The sequence below is a fragment of the Siphonobacter sp. SORGH_AS_0500 genome (assembly GCF_031453245.1).
Taxonomy (GTDB): Bacteria; Bacteroidota; Bacteroidia; order Cytophagales; family Spirosomataceae; genus Siphonobacter.
Map to the genome: position 1 here is coordinate 2,997,875 of NZ_JAVIYT010000001.1, position 18,391 is coordinate 3,016,265.

The 18,391-nt window shown below is 45.2% G+C and carries 18 protein-coding genes and 3 tRNA genes; 12 read left to right on the forward strand and 9 right to left on the reverse strand.

The annotated features are described in order from the left end of the window. Positions 1–40 precede the first annotated feature (40 nt). The 4 genes from QE357_RS12710 to QE357_RS12725 all read right to left on the reverse strand — a co-directional run bounded on the left by QE357_RS12710 (position 41) and on the right by QE357_RS12725 (position 4,304). A complete protein-coding gene (locus QE357_RS12710; protein WP_106637853.1) occupies positions 41–613 on the reverse strand; it encodes an NTP transferase domain-containing protein in 573 nt (190 codons plus the stop codon). 238 nt (positions 614–851) lie between these two features. Next, a complete protein-coding gene (moaC, locus tag QE357_RS12715) occupies positions 852–1,322 on the reverse strand; it encodes a cyclic pyranopterin monophosphate synthase MoaC (protein ID WP_106637852.1) in 471 nt (156 codons plus the stop codon). A 113-nt stretch (positions 1,323–1,435) separates the two neighbouring features. Then, positions 1,436–2,002 (reverse strand): class I SAM-dependent methyltransferase, encoded by a 567-nt coding sequence (locus tag QE357_RS12720; RefSeq protein WP_309707929.1) that lies wholly within the window; start codon positions 2,000–2,002, stop codon positions 1,436–1,438. Between the two features lie 88 nt (positions 2,003–2,090). Continuing rightward, positions 2,091–4,304 (reverse strand): DPP IV N-terminal domain-containing protein, encoded by a 2,214-nt coding sequence (locus QE357_RS12725; protein ID WP_309707931.1) that lies wholly within the window; start codon positions 4,302–4,304, stop codon positions 2,091–2,093. Positions 4,305–4,506: 202 nt separating this feature from the next. Between QE357_RS12725 and QE357_RS12730 the strand changes: the two genes are divergently transcribed. From QE357_RS12730 to QE357_RS12740, 3 genes are all read left to right on the forward strand, one after another. Next, positions 4,507–5,697, forward strand: coding sequence for a molybdopterin molybdotransferase MoeA (locus tag QE357_RS12730; RefSeq protein WP_309707934.1), 1,191 nt, complete (start codon positions 4,507–4,509; stop codon positions 5,695–5,697). Positions 5,698–5,722: 25 nt separating this feature from the next. Continuing rightward, positions 5,723–6,913, forward strand: coding sequence for an AGE family epimerase/isomerase (locus QE357_RS12735; protein WP_309707937.1), 1,191 nt, complete (start codon positions 5,723–5,725; stop codon positions 6,911–6,913). Between the two features lie 707 nt (positions 6,914–7,620). Continuing rightward, the gene (locus QE357_RS12740; protein ID WP_307143338.1) at positions 7,621–8,334 is read left to right on the forward strand and encodes a hypothetical protein; all 714 of its coding nucleotides are present in this window, start codon (positions 7,621–7,623) and stop codon (positions 8,332–8,334) included. Between the two features lie 49 nt (positions 8,335–8,383). Here QE357_RS12740 and QE357_RS12745 read toward each other — a convergent pair whose 3' ends face one another. Then, entirely contained in the window at positions 8,384–9,352 is a 969-nt protein-coding gene (locus QE357_RS12745; protein ID WP_157830420.1) for an endonuclease/exonuclease/phosphatase family protein, read from the reverse strand. Positions 9,353–9,688: 336 nt separating this feature from the next. On the opposite strand from QE357_RS12745, the gene QE357_RS12750 reads away from it, so the two are divergent. From QE357_RS12750 to QE357_RS12775, 6 genes are all read left to right on the forward strand, one after another. Beyond that, on the forward strand, positions 9,689–10,705 hold the full coding sequence (locus tag QE357_RS12750) for a dipeptide epimerase (protein WP_309707943.1): 1,017 nt from the start codon (positions 9,689–9,691) through the stop codon (positions 10,703–10,705). Further along, positions 10,706–11,779 carry an aminotransferase class I/II-fold pyridoxal phosphate-dependent enzyme gene (locus QE357_RS12755; RefSeq protein WP_309707946.1) on the forward strand — a complete coding sequence of 358 codons (1,074 nt, stop codon included), beginning with the start codon at positions 10,706–10,708 and terminating at the stop codon, positions 11,777–11,779. Positions 11,780–11,827: 48 nt separating this feature from the next. Beyond that, a complete protein-coding gene (locus QE357_RS12760) occupies positions 11,828–12,970 on the forward strand; it encodes a C40 family peptidase (RefSeq protein WP_309707949.1) in 1,143 nt (380 codons plus the stop codon). A 95-nt stretch (positions 12,971–13,065) separates the two neighbouring features. After that, a tRNA-Arg gene (locus tag QE357_RS12765) sits at positions 13,066–13,142 on the forward strand. 35 nt (positions 13,143–13,177) lie between these two features. Next, a tRNA-Arg gene (locus QE357_RS12770) sits at positions 13,178–13,251 on the forward strand. A 40-nt stretch (positions 13,252–13,291) separates the two neighbouring features. After that, positions 13,292–13,363, forward strand: a tRNA-Glu gene (locus QE357_RS12775). A gap of 93 nt (positions 13,364–13,456) precedes the next feature. Here the strand turns inward: QE357_RS12775 and QE357_RS12780 are convergent. Continuing rightward, positions 13,457–13,927 carry a hypothetical protein gene (locus tag QE357_RS12780; protein ID WP_309707952.1) on the reverse strand — a complete coding sequence of 157 codons (471 nt, stop codon included), beginning with the start codon at positions 13,925–13,927 and terminating at the stop codon, positions 13,457–13,459. Positions 13,928–14,148: 221 nt separating this feature from the next. Between QE357_RS12780 and QE357_RS12785 the strand changes: the two genes are divergently transcribed. After that, a complete protein-coding gene (locus tag QE357_RS12785; protein WP_309707956.1) occupies positions 14,149–14,502 on the forward strand; it encodes a DUF4180 domain-containing protein in 354 nt (117 codons plus the stop codon). A 68-nt stretch (positions 14,503–14,570) separates the two neighbouring features. On the opposite strand, the gene QE357_RS12790 is transcribed toward QE357_RS12785, so the two are convergent. The 3 genes from QE357_RS12790 to QE357_RS12800 all read right to left on the reverse strand — a co-directional run bounded on the left by QE357_RS12790 (position 14,571) and on the right by QE357_RS12800 (position 17,310). After that, positions 14,571–15,317, reverse strand: a complete 747-nt coding sequence (locus QE357_RS12790) for an Ig-like domain-containing protein (protein ID WP_309707959.1) — start codon at positions 15,315–15,317, stop codon at positions 14,571–14,573. A 67-nt stretch (positions 15,318–15,384) separates the two neighbouring features. Further along, complete coding sequence (locus QE357_RS12795) at positions 15,385–16,938, reverse strand: VCBS repeat-containing protein (RefSeq protein ID WP_309707961.1); 1,554 nt, start codon at positions 16,936–16,938, stop codon at positions 15,385–15,387. A 141-nt stretch (positions 16,939–17,079) separates the two neighbouring features. Next, positions 17,080–17,310, reverse strand: a complete 231-nt coding sequence (locus QE357_RS12800; RefSeq protein ID WP_106637836.1) for a hypothetical protein — start codon at positions 17,308–17,310, stop codon at positions 17,080–17,082. Between the two features lie 259 nt (positions 17,311–17,569). On the opposite strand from QE357_RS12800, the gene QE357_RS12805 reads away from it, so the two are divergent. Both QE357_RS12805 and QE357_RS12810 read left to right on the forward strand, forming a co-directional pair. Further along, positions 17,570–17,890 carry a hypothetical protein gene (locus QE357_RS12805; RefSeq protein WP_309707965.1) on the forward strand — a complete coding sequence of 107 codons (321 nt, stop codon included), beginning with the start codon at positions 17,570–17,572 and terminating at the stop codon, positions 17,888–17,890. Positions 17,891–18,253: 363 nt separating this feature from the next. Continuing rightward, positions 18,254–18,376, forward strand: a complete 123-nt coding sequence (locus QE357_RS12810) for a hypothetical protein (protein ID WP_309707969.1) — start codon at positions 18,254–18,256, stop codon at positions 18,374–18,376. Positions 18,377–18,391: the final 15 nt, after the last annotated feature.

Consider the following 18,391-nt stretch of genomic DNA (forward strand, 5'->3'; position numbering starts at 1 on the left):
ATGGGATTGCAAACCTTAGCGGAGAATCTGAAGAGAAAGCTTAATGCTTATTCCAGTATCGGTAGGCTTCGGGGGTATCTATACTGATTAACTCTGAGGGCTTGGGCGGACTCAGGAAAGTAACGTCTGATGTCCCTAGAAATTTCTGCAAGCTTAATGCTTTTTTTTCAAATAAAGTATGAATCGATGAAAAACTAGACGGCTCATAAATGGCCAATAATGGTTCTATCTGATTATCAGAAGTTCTATAAACCGTTGCCGCACATGCAGGGTTCCGATGAGTCGACAAAAAACGTAAGGTTTCTTCGGTTACGACAGGCATATCTACCGCCATTACTAACCAGGCCACTTCAGAATTGGTTCCTATGGCGGACATTAACCCGCCCATTGGCCCCTGCTCCGCGTATTGATCGGTGATTACTAACTCGCCCGAAACGGATGGTTGAGAAGGATTCATGGAAAGATATACCCGCTCACAAACCTTTTGTAACAGCTTCTGTACATACTGCCACTGAGGCATGTCGTGGTAACTCAACCAGGCCTTGTCCTGCCCCATGCGGGAACTTTGCCCCCCAGCCAGCACCAATCCCCAAAGCGGCGGTAATTGCTTCATTTCACTTTGACTTGGGTTAATTTGAGAAGGTTTGATCGTTTTTTAATAACCCCAGCTTTTAATAACCCCAGCGGGGTTTAATATGGGTAGCCCCGGATGTAATCCGGGGAAGAGTAACATATAGGATATTGCAAGAAACCCCGGATTACATCCGGGGCTATTCGTATTGAACCCCTTTAGGGCTATGGTTTTTCAGAAAATCAAACGATTTCAAACCATTCAAACCTCCTCAAACAATCTATTTCGACTGAAAATCAGATTTTCCGCCTGTTTTGGTGAGTAATCGGGTTTCCTGAATAACGATATCGTGAGATAAAGCTTTGCACATGTCATAAATCGTCAGAGCGGCGATAGAGGCTCCCGTCAGGGCTTCCATTTCTACCCCGGTTTTGGCTTCCAGAGCACAGGTACAATCAATTTGCACCTGATTACCCATGACTTCAATTTTGAACTTACAGGAATCCAGTCCCAGCGGATGACAGAAGGGGATTAGTTCCGAAGTCTTCTTCGCCCCCATCGTTCCGGCAATGATGGCGGTATGAAACACAGGGCCTTTCTTGGTTTTAATTTCACCATCCTGCAAAGCTTCCAGCACGGCTGGGGGTAATAAAACCAGACTCCGGGCCGTAGCCGTCCGGCGGGTAATCAGCTTATCCCCCACATCCACCATCGTAGGGTTCGCATTTTCGTCTATATGAGAAAGAGGCATAATAGTTTTCAGTTTTTAGTTGTTAGTTTTCAGTTATGATGGATGTCTTTATTAACACTCACTAGTATTCGAACGCTAACTGACAACTATAAACTGAAAACTAACAACTAGACTTATTTTTTCACCCCAATCATAATACCCGTGGCCCAGTCTTGTTGGGTAATCCAGAGTTGGGGTTCTGAAAGGAGGCGTTCTTTTAATAAATGTGCCTTGATATCGTGTCCTTCGGGCCAGTTGGGTTGCGGTAATAAGTCATCGATGATGTATAAACCACCCGGTTTCAATAGAGCCAGTGTTTCGTCCAGTAACAGGTATTTCCCGTGCCAGGTATCCGCAAAGATATAGTCGAATGACTCCTCCGCATTCGCTTCCAGCCATCCTCCCGCATCGGCTCGTACCAGTGTAAGTCGCTCATCACTGTGAAGGTGACGTTCCGCAATCTCCAGAAATTTAGGATCATTATCAACCGAAATCAATGTCGATGCCGCATCCATTCCGGCGAGAATCCAACTGGTAGATAATCCCGTACCCGTGCCTAATTCCAGAAATTTCCCACCGGGTTTGGTGGCAGCCAGCGTCCGAAGCAAAGAACCCGTCAGTGGCTCGGAGGCCATCGTAAAGCCAGAGTCCTGGGTATCTTTCAAGATTGCTTCATAACCAAAAGGTTCACTCGTACTCATTGCATTGCGGCTTAAGAAGGTAAGAAATAAAAATGGCAACGCCGAAGCGTTGCCAAATCTAAGCGATTCCTGGTAGAATGCAATACGCTTACTTTGCTCCCGGAGGGCAGTTCTTCAGCAAGAAGTCCGTATAGGTTTTTGACAAGTGCTGAGACGTTCCTTCACCTTCGGAGATGCTGTGACTGCGATTCGGATAAATCATCAGACTAAACAGCTTACCTGCCTTGATCAAATGGTTAATCAGCACTTCCGCGTTTTGGTAATGCACGTTATCGTCACCCGTTCCGTGGATGTACAACAGGTTTCCTTTCAGGTTTTTAACGTGACTGATCGGTGATCCCTTGGCATAGTCAGCCTGAGCTTCCGAAGGAATACCCATGTACCGCTCTTCGTAGATGTTATCATACAAGTGCAGATCCGAAATAGCCGCAATAGCAATGCCCGTCTGGTACAAATCAGGATACTGCATGAGAGCATTTAACGTAGACATGCCACCGCCGCTCCAGCCCCAGATGGCTACGCGATTTTTATCGATAAATGGCCATTTTACAATTTCCTGCGTAGCCAGTCCCTGGTCTTTGGTGTTCACGATTCCGTTGTTACGGTAAATCGCTTTCCGCCAAGCCCGACCTTTCGGAGCAGGAGTTCCGCGGTTATCCAGCGAAATATAGATGTAGCCCTGATCGGCCATATTTCCCTGGAACAGACGATTGTAACCCGAGCCAAAACGATCGACTACCGTCGCCGAAGCAGGTTCGCCATACACGTAAAAGACAACGGGATATTTCTTCGTAGAATCGAAGTTGGCAGGTTTCACCATCCAGCCATCCATAACGGTTCCTTCGGATGTTTTTACCTGGAAAAATTCTACTTTCATTCGACCCGCTTTCAACTCAGGCTCAGTTTTCCCATCGGCTGGCTTATGCGTAGGCAGGGAGATAAAACCCCCAGTAGGCTGAATATTTGCTGAAGAAAACGAATGACTAGCCCATAAACCGTTCGGAGAGATCTCGTAATCGTTCGTCCCTGCGTATTTTGCTGGCGTTAAGCGTTCCGCATTTCCTTTTCCATTCAGTTTCAGACGGTATAAATATTGCTGAGTTGCATTCGTAGGGGAAGCTGCAAAGTACACATACCCATTTTTTTCATCGACTGCATAGACGTTAATAATGTCATAAGGTTCTTTTGAAAGCAACGTTTCTTTACCCTCTTTCGTCACTTTATATAACTGACGCCAGCCGCCTTTTTCGCTTAGGTATAAAAACTCTTTGTTACCCGCGAGCCAGTGCCAGTTCGTCACTTCACTTTCTGACCAGTTACTCCGAACATCTACCCAGGCATCGTCGGTTTCTTTATTAATCACTTTCGCCGCTCCAGTGGTTCCGTCCGCTACGTATAAGGTACTCTCCTGCTGACGACGATTGAGTTGCTGGATTAATAACTCCGAACTTCCAGGAATCCACTCCATGCGGGGTAACAGGTTGTTATCCGGCTCGCCGGGAATCTGGATGGGTGTAATCTTACCCGTTGCCACTTCAACCGTTTTGACAAACGTCGGAGAAGGCTTCTCTCCTGCTTTAGGATATTCTACGGGAACGTTAAAAGAATACGTGGAGTCCGTATTATTCATCATCAGGAAATTACGAATCTTACGGGCATCTACCGTCCAGAAGGCAATTCGCTTGCTATCGGGCGACCAGCGAAATCCGTCGCGACAATCCAGTTCTTCTTCATAAACCCAGTCAAACGTCCCGTTGATTAACCGATCTGTTCCGTCAGTCGTCAAAGGCTTAATCGCTCCTGACTTTAAATCCTCTACATAAAGGTTATGCTTGGAAACATAGGCCACCTGAGAACCATCGGGCGAAATTTTCGCAAACATCAGAGAGCTTTCGGGCAGCGACTGTCCCAGCTTCTTAAGGGAGTTACCCGCCATGTCCAGCAGGTAATAATCACCACGGGTAGCATAACGCCACACCCGCTTGCCATTGGTGTAGATCAATAATTTTTTAAGCGTAGGCAAGTAATCAAAGGCCTGCACTCGCAGAGGCTCACTCGCTCCAGCGGGAGTTAATTGCTGTTTTGTTACCAGCGTAGTTTTCGCTCCGGTTTTAACGTCCGTCTGAACTAACTCGCCTCCCTGAAAATTCAGGTAAGCATTTCCATCGGGCGACCAGTGAAACTTACGGGCATCCAGAATAGTCAAAGCTTGGGGGCCATACGGTTCAGCAGAGGGCTGAGCACTGGCACAGACCGTACTTATAAAAACAAGTAATGCAATGAGGGAAAATGGTTTTCTCATAAAAACTGGTTAGTCTTAAGCTTATTGAGATGGGAGTTTGGGGCTTTTTACAGAAAGTACCTTCAAATGTAAACCTTTCCGAGGCTACCTAACTTACAAATAGAGCCAAGAAATTCAATATTTAAAAGCATTCGGGCCGGAAGCATTGCTTGAATAAGTCTACTCTGCCATCTTTGATATTCCTTTTTTTACGCCTTTGCTTATGATTTCTGTTGAAGAAGCCTCCCAGATCATCACTGCCCATCAAATCGATTGGGGTACTGAAACGATTCCTCTACCGCTAGCCAACCGCCGAATTCTGGCCGAAGCGATAACGGCTGACCGTGATTTCCCTCCTTTCCATCGGGTAACAATGGATGGTATCGCCGTTTCGATTGATACGCCCATTACCGAAGGATTATTCCGAATTGAAGGAACGCAATACGCCGGAGAGTCGCCTAAAACGATCACTTCACGGGGTTCAGCCCTCGAGGTCATGACGGGAGCGGTTCTTCCATCGAATACAAATACGGTCATTCGTTACGAAGACTTAACATTTTCAGAGTACGGAGATAAACGATTTGCGGCTCTGAATACAAACGTCAATCCGCAGCAAAACGTACATCACCAGGGAAGCGACCGTCGGGCGGGTGAAGTGTTATTACAGGCTGGCATTCGCTTGGGTTCTTCTGAGATTGGCATTCTGGCTTCCGTGGGTAAGTCGCAGGTATTGGTTCAGAAAAAACCACGCGTAGCTATTATTTCAACGGGCGACGAGTTGGTTGATATTCAGGTAACTCCTCTCCCCCATCAAATTCGTAAATCCAGTGGGTATCAACTGGCGGCGGCTTTGCAGGAAATGGGTTTTGCCAGCGAGTTATTTCACCTCCCCGATCATCCTGAATCACTGGAAAAGAAGTTAACGGAATTAATACAGAACTTTGAAATTCTAATTCTGACGGGTGGCGTTTCAGCCGGTAAAAAGGATTTTGTACCCGCTACGCTGGAGAAATTAGGGATTCAGAAACAATTTCATAAAGTAGCTCAGCGGCCCGGTAAACCCGTCTGGTTTGGAGTTAGAGCAGGACAAAACGCCGTTTTCGCTTTGCCCGGCAATCCCGTTTCTACCTTTGCCTGTTTTCTGAAATACGTTCGACCGTATTTGTTGCAGGGCACGCTCGCACCAATGAAAGCCGTTCTTTCAGAAAAGATCGTTTTCAAACCCGAGCTGACGTATTTTCTAACCGTTGCCGCTTCTTTTAACGAAGAAGGCCGATTGATGGCGACCCCACTCAAAGGGTCAGGGTCAGGTGATTTCGCAAATTTATTGGCGTGTACCGGGTTTCTGGAATTACCCGCAGATCGTTCAGAATTTGAAGCTGGCGAAGTCTTTTCATACCTCTCTTTTCGTTAACTGATTTTTTAAACGTAGCTGAGTTATGCTTTCGTTACCGGCCCTGCAACAGGAAGTTTATCAGGAATTTCTACGCATTTTTCAATACTGGGAAACGCATACCGTCGATCCACGCGGAGGCTTTTATGGTCGGATAGACGCAGACAATCAACCTGATTTACAAGCAGACAAGGCGATTGTTCTGAATGCCCGCATTCTCTGGGCATTCTCGCTAGCGTATCGGGTTACCCGAAAACCGGACTATCGAACGCTGGCTGATCGGGCGTATCAGTTTATAAAAACCTACTTCTGGGATAAAAAGAATGGCGGTGTGTATTGGTCGGTGAAAGCGGACGGTAGCCCTTCTGTTACCAAGAAACAGTTATACGGTCAGGGCTTTGCTTTGTACGGACTAAGCGAATATTACCGGGCTACGAAAATACCTCAAGTCCTGGATGATGCGAAACAGTTGTTCCGAACGCTGGTTGAAAAGGCCTACGATCCGAAACAAGGCGGTTTTATTGAAGCTTTTAATGAAGATTGGTCGCAAACGGAGGATTATATTTTGAGTAAGGGTGAAGAGCGAAAATCGATGAATACGCACCTGCATTTGATTGAACCCTTCACAAATTTATACCGCGTATGGCCCGATCCTGAATTGAAAAAACACGTTCGCTCCATGCTGGAAAATGACTTTATGGGTCATATCATTAATCCTGAAAGTTATCACATGCGGCTGTTTTTCACGGAAGACTGGCAGGTAAAATCCACCGAAATTTCCTTCGGACACGACGTTGAAGCGTCCTGGTTACTCTACGAAACAGCCGAAGTATTAAATGAAAAGGGGTTACTAGCAAAAGTAAAAGAGCTAAGTCTGAAAATGGTTACCGCTACCCTGGAAGGCTTAAACCCAGACGGAGCCTTGACTTACGAATTCGATCCGACCTCGGGACATAAAAACGAAGATCGAAGCTGGTGGGTATTAAGTGAACAAATGGTGGGTTACTTCAACGCCTATCAACTTTCGGGTAAGCAACATTTTCTGGAAAAATCGCAGCAAAGTTGGGCTTTCATCAAAGAGCATTTGATTGACTATAACGATGGCGAATGGTTCGAGAAAACGGATGCCCATCATCAGCCCTCCCGAAAGGCTGATAAGGTTAATGCCTGGAAATGCCCTTACCACAACAGCCGGGCGTGTTACGAAATTTGGCATCGCATGCAGGTTAAGAAATAACTCTACTTCTCCAATTCCTAACAGAGCTGCCAGCAAAAAGCTGGTCGGACCACGTTGGTCGGGCTATAACACCCTCTTCTTCCCTCCTGTCATCCAGAGCAAAGCGAAGGACCTTACTATAGGATTGAGTAACACTTTCTGGCTGCAAGTCACATTCCCGCCGTCGCTCGGCTCTAGCCGAGTGACTGCCGGGTGGATATGAAACGTGAGACGAATGATGCCAGCGAAAAAGCTGGCATCGGCTGGGCTGAGGTAGTTGGGGTTGCCTCTCCTCCTGTCATCCAGAGCGAAGCGAAGGACCCTACTTAGGATTTAGCAACACTTTCTGGCTGGAAGTTAATTCCCGCAGTCGCTTGGCTCTAGCCGAGTGACTACCTAGCTCTAGGCCTCTGGCCGGTAGAGTGCAAACCCCTAGCTAGTTACAAAACAGCTTTCCCAAACAAGACCAAGCTTGCGAACATCGGACAGAAGCCTACCAAACTACAGCGTCGCTCGGCTCTAGCCGAGCGGCGGGGTAACTAACTATTTTCACCAATCATAAGATATTCAAATTCAATAATTTACCTTATAAATACTTAATAAATAATTGCTACGTTACAACTTTTAATCAGTAACCAGGGTCTTAAATTCAGAAAGCTTTCTCAGACCGTTTGCGTCTGCCACTGGTTCAGTGTGAAACAGAACTCATTTGATTTAACAAACAAACCATGAAACAACTGTCAAAATGGATTTGCCTGATTCTCCTTTCCACCGGAGTTATCAGTTGTAACAAAAATTTTTCAGAACCCTTTTTTCTCACCGCCACCGACTTTAGTATGGGAGGAAGTCCAAATTGGTCGGCTGGTTTTTCGGACTATTCAACCGCCACCGATACGGCCATTTTCAGTTTTAGAAAAGGTTTATCAAAACTTCCTGCTCCACTAGATACTACCAAACAGGGATTTCGTCTCCAATCAATTAATCGAAGCGATGACGTATTCATGTATCTGACCCAAAAAGTTTCTGGCTTAGCTCCCAACACCAAGTTTAACGTTGAGTTTGTGGTGGAACTAGCCTCAAACGCACCGGATAAAAGCGTTGGAATTGGAGGGTCGCCCGCCCATTCCGTCTATCTGAAAGCCGGAGCTTCAGGCGTGGCTCCGGCGGTAACGCTAGTGGGAGATTTTTATACGTTTAATCTGGACAAGGGCAATCAGGCCCAGGGCGGTAAGGATTTGATGGTATTAGGAGATATCTCAAACGGCACGCAGGACAGTACGTACAAGTTTATTACTCGCAGTAACGAAAATCAAAAGTTACAGGTTACCTCCAACGCCGACGGAAATATTTATGTGGTCGTTGGGACCGATTCTGGCTATGAAGGACTGACGAATTTGTATTACAAACGCATTCAAACTCGCTTCACGCCAGCTACCAACTAAACTTCCGCTTAATCCCATAAATTCTAAGCCCTGAATACTCAGGGCTTTTTTACTGGAATTTCAGATCGACGATAATGGCTTTATGGTCTGAGTCTTCAATATCGGCGGTGTGAAAACCTACCGTTTTGAAGCCTTTATTCGTCAACACATGGTCAATCGGAATCATCAGTGGGCCATAGCCATTTCGATACGTGGGGAAAAGTCCAATACCTTTTCTGGAAGCGTGTAGTCCTGATTCATTCACCAGCGATTGATACACCGGCGAAAAAACGCTGACGTTAAAATCTCCCGCCAGAATAGCCGGAACTTTCTCCTGAGCAGCCAGGGCAAAGGCTTTGGAAATTCGCTCATTTCGAAGTTTAAACCAGAGCGAGCTCAGGGGCGTTTTCGGGTGTACCGAAATCAGAGCCACTTTTTTGCCCTTTACATTGGCGTAAACATGCATCATGCGATTGGCAGTAACAGCTGCGTGGTCTACTTCAATGGGAAAGCGACTGCCGATCACATTATAACAATGTGACTTCGTGTAAACCATGTATTGGTAGGGATATTCGGCTCCGAGGCTCTTCCTGAAATGCTGAAAAATGGGAGGCGTAGCTTCAGCGATTAACACAATATCCGCCTTCTCTTTAGCAATACCCCTGACGATGGCTTCATAATTAGTATTCGTAAACAGCACATTAGTGTGCATGATGCGTAAATCAGCAGTTCCGCTTGTGTCCGTTCTCTGTAACCAGGGAAACACCTGCCAGGCATTCAGAATGACGCTAAACAAGGCAATTACGTACAGCCGATTTCGGAAGAGTATCCAGTAAATCAGTAGAAATACCGACACGCCTAGGCACTGTACGGCAAAGTGGCTAAATAACTCAAAGAAGAAAAAATACGTCCCGAATCGCCCGAGTATGCAAACCAGAAGTAAAGCATAGGTCATGAAAGCAACGGTCGACTGCCAGAAATTAAAGTTACGCTCAGCTTTATCGTTTTTTACAGGAGCTGAAATTTCTTCAGTTTTCACAGGGAAGGAAAGGATTATATTTCGTTCGGTACTAATTGAAACGGCAGATAAATTTACGGGATGATTTTCAAGCAAACCTAGTGGGAGCGATGAATACCAGAGACTTTGTCATAGGGTTTACATTTGAAGCATTTCTATAAACGGATTTGTTCCAAAGAAAAACAGAATAATCTAATGAATCACAAAATAAATAGCCCATTTTTCATAAAATTACACAATTTTGTTAATCGGCAGAGCTTTTTGATTTTCTTTGATTAGTGATCATTGGGTACCTCTCTTTTTTTAGGACCGTATCTGCCTTCTTCATTATTGAACCGTTTATCATTTCATCGTCTCTTGAAACTTCTCCTTCACTCCCATATTCTTCAGTTGCGGCACACGTTTACCATCACGCACGAATCTCGTAATGAACAACCTACGCTCATCGTTGAGCTTCAGGACGGCGAATTTTCTGGGTATGGCGAAGCCACCGAAACCACTTATTACGGTGTGTATATGCACACCATGATTGCCCAGCTCGAAGCTGTTCGCTCATCCATTGAACAGTATCCGGGCGGTACTCCCGAGGAATTTTACGAATTCATTGAGCCGCACTTACGCGATGAACATCCCTTTGCCTTGTGTGCTCTGGACGTAGCTTATAATGATTTATACGCCAAAAAAGCGGGTAAAAAATTGTACGAAGTCTGGGGACTGGAGCCTTCCAAGAATCCAATTACGGATTATACCATTGGTATGGACACCCTTGAGAAAATGGTTGATAAAATGAAGGAAATGCCTTTTCCTTTGTACAAGATTAAATTAGGCACAAAACAAGACATTCAAATCATCCAGGAATTACGAAAACATACCGATGCCGTTTTCCGGGTTGATGCCAACACAGCCTGGGATGTAGAAGAAACCATCCAGAATTCCATAGCTCTAAAAGAACTTGGAGTTGAATTCATCGAACAGCCCATGAAGGCCACCAATTGGGAAGGCATGAAGAAAGTCTACGCAGAGTCGGCATTACCTCTCATCGCGGACGAAAGCTGCATCGTAGAAGCCGACGTGGCCCGTTGTTATGGCTTTTTTCACGGAATTAACATCAAGCTGATGAAATGCGGCGGCCTTACCCCCGCTCGTCGGATGATTGCCCACGCCCGTAAGCTGGGTCTGAAAGTTATGGTGGGCTGCATGACCGAATCCAACATTGGCTGTTCAGCCATCGCTCAGTTATTACCGCTGCTCGATTACGTGGATATGGACGGTATTTTACTGGTAGAAGACCACATTTCCAGCGGTGTTACCATCGACTACGGGAAAGTAATTTACGCCGAAGAAAACGGAACCGGAGCCAAGTTATTAAGCTAAATGTCAACGTTTTACACTTCATCTATTCCAGATCGAACCCTGGTTATTGATCAGAAAGAATACCTCTGGTGCAGCGGGACCTCGTACCTGGGCATGAGTAAAAATCCAGTATTCATTCAACGGGTAATGGAGGGCATGCAGCAGGTGGGTATTAATTGGGGTAGTTCGCGAAGTAATACCCTCCGATTATCGATATACGAAGATGCGGAAGCTGCTCTGGCTCAATGGTTTGGCGTGGCGGATACCTTAACCGTTTCATCGGGTATGCTGGCGGGACAATTGGCACTCAAATGGCTGGTTTTTCAAAACCCTCAGGTTCCCATTTTCTATGCCCCTAACGTTCACCCTGCCCTGAGACTGGAAGGGTTTACGCCCGCTGTCGAAGATTACGAAAACTGGTTTGCCGAGCTTCCCAGACGATTGGCGGCAACGGCTTCGGAAGAAATCGTGGTCGTTACCGATTCCGTGGGTTCTCCCCATACTGCTGCCGTTCCTTTTGACTGGCTGCATCGGTTACCCCCCTCAAAGAAAATCACCGTAGTTATTGACGACTCGCACGGACTGGGCGTTTTAGGAGCCAACGGAAAAGGCATTCATGAGTTAATCAACGCTCCGGCGAGCCTTGAGTTACTTATCACGGCTTCGCTCAATAAAGCCATGAGTGTGCCGGCGGGACTCATTATGGGTTCTCAGGCCATCCTGAATTCCATGCGTCAGTTTTCCATGTTTAGCGGAGCCAGTCCGGCGAATCCGGCGTACTTGTGGGCCTTAACCCAGTCGTTACCCGATTATCAGTCAGCCCATCAAAAGCTCCTATTGCGGGTTGAACAATTCGTGGAAGCATTAGGGGAAGCCATTCATCTGTTTCACTGGATCGAAAAGTATCCAGCCTTTACGACAGATCGTCCGGGATTACACGAGTATTTACGGGACCAGGGAATATTAACAGCTTGTTTCCCCTACCCCGGCCCCAACGATCCGGCTATTACCCGACTGGTTATTACCCCTTTACACACGTTCGAAGACCTCAGGCACATCGCTCAGGCTTGTCAGCAGTTTGCCCAGAACTCATAGATGGCATTATCTTTAAATTTACGTCCGTTTCTAGTCTAACCGATACGAATGAAATCACTATTAACCCTGAGTTTCTGCCTGCTGGTTGGATCGGCAATGGCTCAGCATGTATCCATGAAAGAAATCATTACTCAGGTTCAGAAAACCTACGCTCCCGATAAACGCACCGTTATCTTTGAGGCTGAAGTATCAGAGGACGGTAAATTGACGGGCAAAACCAGCAGTGCTGTAGCTCACGAAGCGTTGGTAGAGAAACTAAAAGCCGTTCAACCGAGTCTGGTGGACGAAATGCAGATATTACCCAACGCCGCTGTGGGCGAGAAAACGCAGGCCATTGTCAATGTGTCGGTCTGCAATATCCGCTCCGCCCCCAAGCATTCGGCGGAGTTAGCCACGCAGGCATTACTCGGCACACCACTGAACGTATACGAAAAAGAAGGAAGCTGGCTACGGGTGCAAACGCCCGATGCATACATTTCCTGGGTAGATCAGGGGGCCATTTTTCTGGCTACGCCTGCGGAAGTTGAAAACTGGCAGAAAGCCCGCAAACTTATTTATCTAACGCCTTACGGTTTCAGCTACGCTGAGGCCAACGCCGAAGGATCAACCATCTCCGACATCGTTGCGGGCGATTTAGTGGCTTACAAAGGCGAAAAAGGAGCCTTTTATGAGGTGGCTTACCCTGATGGTCGAAAAGCCTTTATTCGCAAAGCCGATGCCCGTTTCTATGAGGAATGGTTGTCTTCCGTTCAGATATCCGAATCCTCGCTGGTGAGTACCTCTAAAAAACTCATGGGTTTGCCTTACCTATGGGGTGGCACGTCCTTCAAAGGCGTGGATTGCAGTGGCTTTACCAAAACCGTTTATTTCCTCAACGGTGTCCAGTTGCCCCGTGATGCTTCACAACAGGTAAATTCAGGAGAATTGGTGGATACGACCAAGGACTGGTCGAAGCTTCGGCCCGGAGATTTATTATTTTTTGGGAAGGTCAATGAGGACGGTACGGAGAAAGTCGTTCACGTAGCCATGTGGATCGGAAACAATCAGTTTATTCATTCCTCGAATTTCGTCATGGTGAATAGCGTCGATCCTTCGGCTGACCATTATGATGAGTTCAATGTAGGACGTTACCTCCGAACCAAGCGAATCATTAATCATTATATCAACGCCCTGAAATTCAGCAAGAAGTAAAATATTTTTAAAAACCTTTGAGCATAAACTTGACAAAGGGGGCTTCTATTGCTACTTTTGCACTCCCAATCACGCCGCTGGCAGAAAGGGAAATAGGTTGCGTAGCTCAATTGGATAGAGCATCTGACTACGGATCAGAAGGTTTGGGGTTCGAATCCCTACGCGACCACCACCTGAATTTTAGGCATTACAAAAGACATAAGTACCGGTTGCGTAGCTCAATTGGATAGAGCATCTGACTACGGATCAGAAGGTTTGGGGTTCGAATCCCTACGCGACCACTACCAGAAAGTTTCTTAGAAATTTGAAGGTTCTGATTACGGTCCGTTCGTCTAGGGGTTAGGACGTATCCCTTTCACGGATAAAACACGGGTTCGATTCCCGTACGGACTACTGGCAAGCCTGATACTGAAAAGTGTCAGGCTTTTTTATTTATTGTGATATAAACAAAAAAATCCCCAGTGTTTAAACCAGGGATTTTTTTGTTTAGCCGCGACGACGATTTCCCTCCCAACGATCCCGATCTTTACGAGAATCGTGGCGATCCTCTTTTCGATCATCCCAGCGGTTTTTTGAATCTCTGCCATCACGAATGGCGACCTGATCGTGGCGACCTTTGTAAAAGGCGTATTGCTTGCGGTATTTGGCGTGGTTTAAATAAGGTCTTGCTTCATTAATAACCACTTTATGTCCGCTGTATAAATCATAGGCACGATAACGAGCCGGAAGTGTATGTGCGGTTACCCAACGATTGCCGTCCTGATACGTCCATTGCTTTTGAGGAATGTTATAATAAACGTCAATATCAGGCAAGTAATAGCTCTGAGCGTACGAATACCCCGTTGGTCCCCAGGCGGGCTGACTTCCCAGATTTACATTGACATTTACCTGAGCAGCACTATCCTGTACAAGAAAGGCTCCTGCTATCAGTCCGAATACTAAAATGAGTTTTTTCATGGCTTTTCAAGTTTTCGACTTCCTACCTGTAAAGGTGCTTTGCCGTTTGGTTCGTAACAAAGGTGAGGGGTGAGTGAATGCCATGAAAAAAGAACTTACCCAAAACCAGCTTTTAGACGCTGAATAGGGCATTTTAGCTACTGAAGTGCCCTAATGAATCATTCCAATAACAGGCACTTCCTTACCTTTACTGCGTAAAAGCGTCTCTTAAATTCATTTCTATGAAACTGGAAAGAATCAAAATCAATCAAACCGAATTTGCTGAAATTATTTCAGATGATCTGATTATTACTACTCTGGAAGAGGCCACCGATCTACTGGGAAACATCTATTACCAGGGCTTCGATAAAGTTATTATTCATGCCCAAAATATAACTCCTGCATTTTTTGACTTGAAGACGAAACTGGCCGGAGAAATACTTCAGAAATTTTCAACCTATCGTGTTCAACTAATTATTATCGGCGATTTCAGTGCGTATGAAAGTAAAAGTTTAAAAGACTTTATGTTCGAAAGTAATAAAGGCAAACACGTTAATTTTTTAGAATCGAAAGAAAAACTAGCCGAAGCTTTTTGACGCAAGCATAAACGATAAAGCCGCTATTGATTTCGTCAATAGCGGCTTTATCAGCTTTTCTATCAATATTACTTAATTCCTCCAGATCGAATGCGATTGGCTGCTGCTTTCAAATAGTTTGCAGGGATTCTTCCACCCGAATTAAGCGGCAAATAAACCGCTACGCGTCCTTGGTTTGAGGCATCCGTAACTCCTACTCCTACAGTACTCGTAATGGAAAAAACATTGAAAGTCAATCCTTGATCTTGTATATTACCAAGATAACTATATCGTTCATCATAATAGGTTTGGGCTTGTAGTAATGTAACACTTGGCATGTAGAACAAATATGATTCGCTATAGGCAGCATTATTAAAGTAATACCTAACCCCGTTGATTGAATTATTTTCCCCTTGATAATCTAAGGTACTGTCTGTCTCTGCTACTAACGTACGTTTTTCATAACTCTTCACCACCGTTTTACTTCCGCCTAAACTAAAAGAAGGCTCAGTTCCAAAACTATAATAAGGTACTACCGTCACTTTACTTTCAATGATTCCACCACCGTTTTTAGCCGTTGCGGTAACGGTGGTTTCTCCGATTCGACTAGCAGTAAATTCACCCGAAGCACTAACTTGGCCAATGGTTGTATTACTGGAAGCCCAGGTATAATCGTTTGCGTTCAGCGTATTACTGCCCTGGGTTAATACAAACTGATGTTGCTCATCATAATTCAGCTCCAATGTAGCTGCGTCGATATTAACCGGAGCACTTTCTTTTTTCGAGCAAGCCATTGACACCCACACCAGGGCTATAACCAGAAGTAATTGTTTCATATCAGATGATTTAAAAGTAGAGAGTACGTATATAAACCTTTGGAAAACAGTAATGTTTAAGCCGATTTTATTGAGCACCACGTTGATTGGTTAATAGCAGGATTTGAGGAAACGTTTGCTTTCCCTGCAACGTGAGCGTAGTAAAATCCAGCATATTAGATACGTGCGAACCCAGCATAATATCCAGATCGCCATCCTGATCGTAATCGGCAACTTCCATCACTAACCATTTTCCACTAGCGGCTTCGGGCGTTGTATAGGCTTTTACCTGCATATTTCCTTCGTTTTCGAGGTAGATGAACCCTTTTTCAGGGCTATTGAGCAAATCTGGAAAAAAAGAAATAGCGGCTATATCCAGATCTCCGTCACCATCAAAATCGGCTGCAATGGCCTGATTGGCTCCGTACAGAGGATAAAATAAGGCTTCCTTAAAATTATTTTTTCCGTCATTCAAATACACCCGAACGCCGTGGTAAGCTTTCAGGATATTGGTGTAATCCCAGTTATCACCATTGGTTATTAATAGGTCATCAAACCCATCCTGATTATAATCAACAACCTGCATCGAACTGGTGCCATAAACGGGTGGAAAGCGTAGCTTTTCCCGCTCCAGAAAGTGTCCATTCCCCTGATTTTCATACAAAAAAATTCCTTCCTGAGCCTGTTCCATTAATACCATGATATCTGGTCTACCGTCCTCATTGAAATCTTTTACTACCGCAGTTCGGGCTCCGGGTAAGGCTCGAAGTACGTGCTCCTGGGAGTGGGATTCTCGGTAACTTTCAATCCATAACAATTTTCCCAGATTATGGCCAAAGCCACAGACCACTACGTCTTTTTTACCGTCCTGATTTAAATCACATTCTACAAAATCAACGGGTCTTGGCAGTGAATGCAATTGTACTTCGATCTTATCATCAGCATTAATTTTCAATAAGTTACCTATAGAAAGATCCGAAGGATTGAGTGTTCCAGTGGTTAATACCTGCACGTCTTCCTCCTTACTTACCCGCATGGCCGACGCCGGACTGTCCAGGCTTATTACTCGCTCTACCTCAAAATTGGATTTCAGAATCGTTACTTGCTTCTGTCGATCCGCTACATAGAAACGCGAGGAAAGCGTATCGTAACGCAAGAGTGTGGTTTGAGGTAAGTGTTCGTTTTGCCAAGAAATTTCCTTTACCTCAAAAAGCGGAAGGTTCTTTTGAGCCGTTGGTACTTTCAGGGGTTGAAGCGTACGTTCGGGAGCGGCATTCACATAATAGTTAACGATGGCTCGCCATTCCGCTTTGGTTAAAAGGGCCTTTTCGGGATAAATCCCGGCTTCCTGCAATCGCTGCTTTTCTTCGGCAAATAATCCGTGATAAGGGTTGATATGAGATTTGATTCCCAGGCGTAACCCCATGTACGGAAGTACACCCTTCGCCCAAGTCTGTTTGTCGAGTAACTCTGGTTCGGGGAAAAGGTGGCAACTCTGGCAGTATTTTTTCGCTAGATACCGACCGCTCGTATCTGTCACAGCTCTTTCAGGCGAGTCTTCCGTCGTAAGAACTAAATGATTGCTCGTGAAAATAAAGGCGAAAGCGGCCACACTGGCGGACAGATGAAAAAGGGAAGGCATACATTTCAATAATTCATTAGCTCTAATAAGGTAGGTTAAATGTAGGCTAATGGTTATTGGCTCATCCCTAGAAGGGACGTTCTCCTCAATTTCGGCCACTAAAGCTGCTCTAATTTCGACTTACTGATAAACGTCATGGCTTCAGTTCAAATCTGAAGTATCCTGACGAGGTTCAGGCAGAATTAGAGAATCTGACTCATTATACGTAGGACTAGTAGGTTCGCCCGTGGCTCCAGTGGTAGGAGCAGCCGTTTCGGGATTTCTAATCTCGGGGAATCCCTGATTTTTTACTTCTTGTTTTTCTTGAGGAGAAAAGTCGCAGGCGTTTAATAGAAAGAATAATCCAGCAAAAGCAAGCGTTCTGATTTTCATGTCTGATGAATGTATTAAAATTTGGGGTGTACCTAGCAGGATTTAACCGAAAAAAAACATTCCATAATTTACTAATTGTTTATGCTTTTTTGCATGACTTTTCAATCACTGCCAGCACTACCTCAGTGCTTTGAAACCAATCATCTTGAAACAAGTAATAGGTACCGGCGGAAAGCTGGTAGTGGCATAGCCTCCCTTTTGCCTTGGATTTATCTTCACGGCACAAGTAGTTGCCACCAGCGAAAAAGCTTGAAGCGGTATGGCCTCCTTATTACCTCAACATAAACTACATGTATTTTTGGATACCGCTGCCAATATGGCCGCTGCCAGCTTTTTCGCTGGCAGCACTAACCTAGGCCATGAACCTATCACTATGACGCGAGCAATTGCTACCAGCAAAAAAGCTGGACGCGGTATGACCTACTTATTAGCTCAACATAAACTACATGTATTTTTGGCCACCGCTGCCAACATGGCCGCTGCCAGCTTTTTCGCTCGCAGCACTAACCTAGGCCTTGGAATCTATCTTCATTACGCAAGTAATTGCTACCAGCAAAAGCTGGTCGGGCCACGTTGGTAGCGGAATGGCATCCTTAATTACTTCAACACAAACTAGGATGTATTTTCCACGCTATGCCCTTGTAATCATAAGCGGCTTAGCTATCGCACTTTTCAATGGATCGCTCAACTGAGCCAGTCTGATTAATTGGGTAATACTGATTAATACATTACATCATTCAACAAAGCTATTATTCATTACCCTCCTACTGCCAAACCATGTTAGATACAGCCATATTATAGAACCATATTCATATAAAACTGGATAATAACTAGTCATTTTTATGTATACGTATATAGTTCCCCGGTTGAGGCAGGTGCTTATCCACTTATACTATCTGAAAAAAGATGGCTGCGGTACGTTACTTTTTTCTACCTCTACGTCATGCAGGGTATTGCGGGTTTTGCTTTGTATGCATTAGCCAATTACCTGACTGCTTTGGGCTTGAACCCGGCTATCGCATCGGGGTTAATGATCTGGGCAAAGGTGGATCCAGCTTTGAATTAGTATATAGAATAGGGT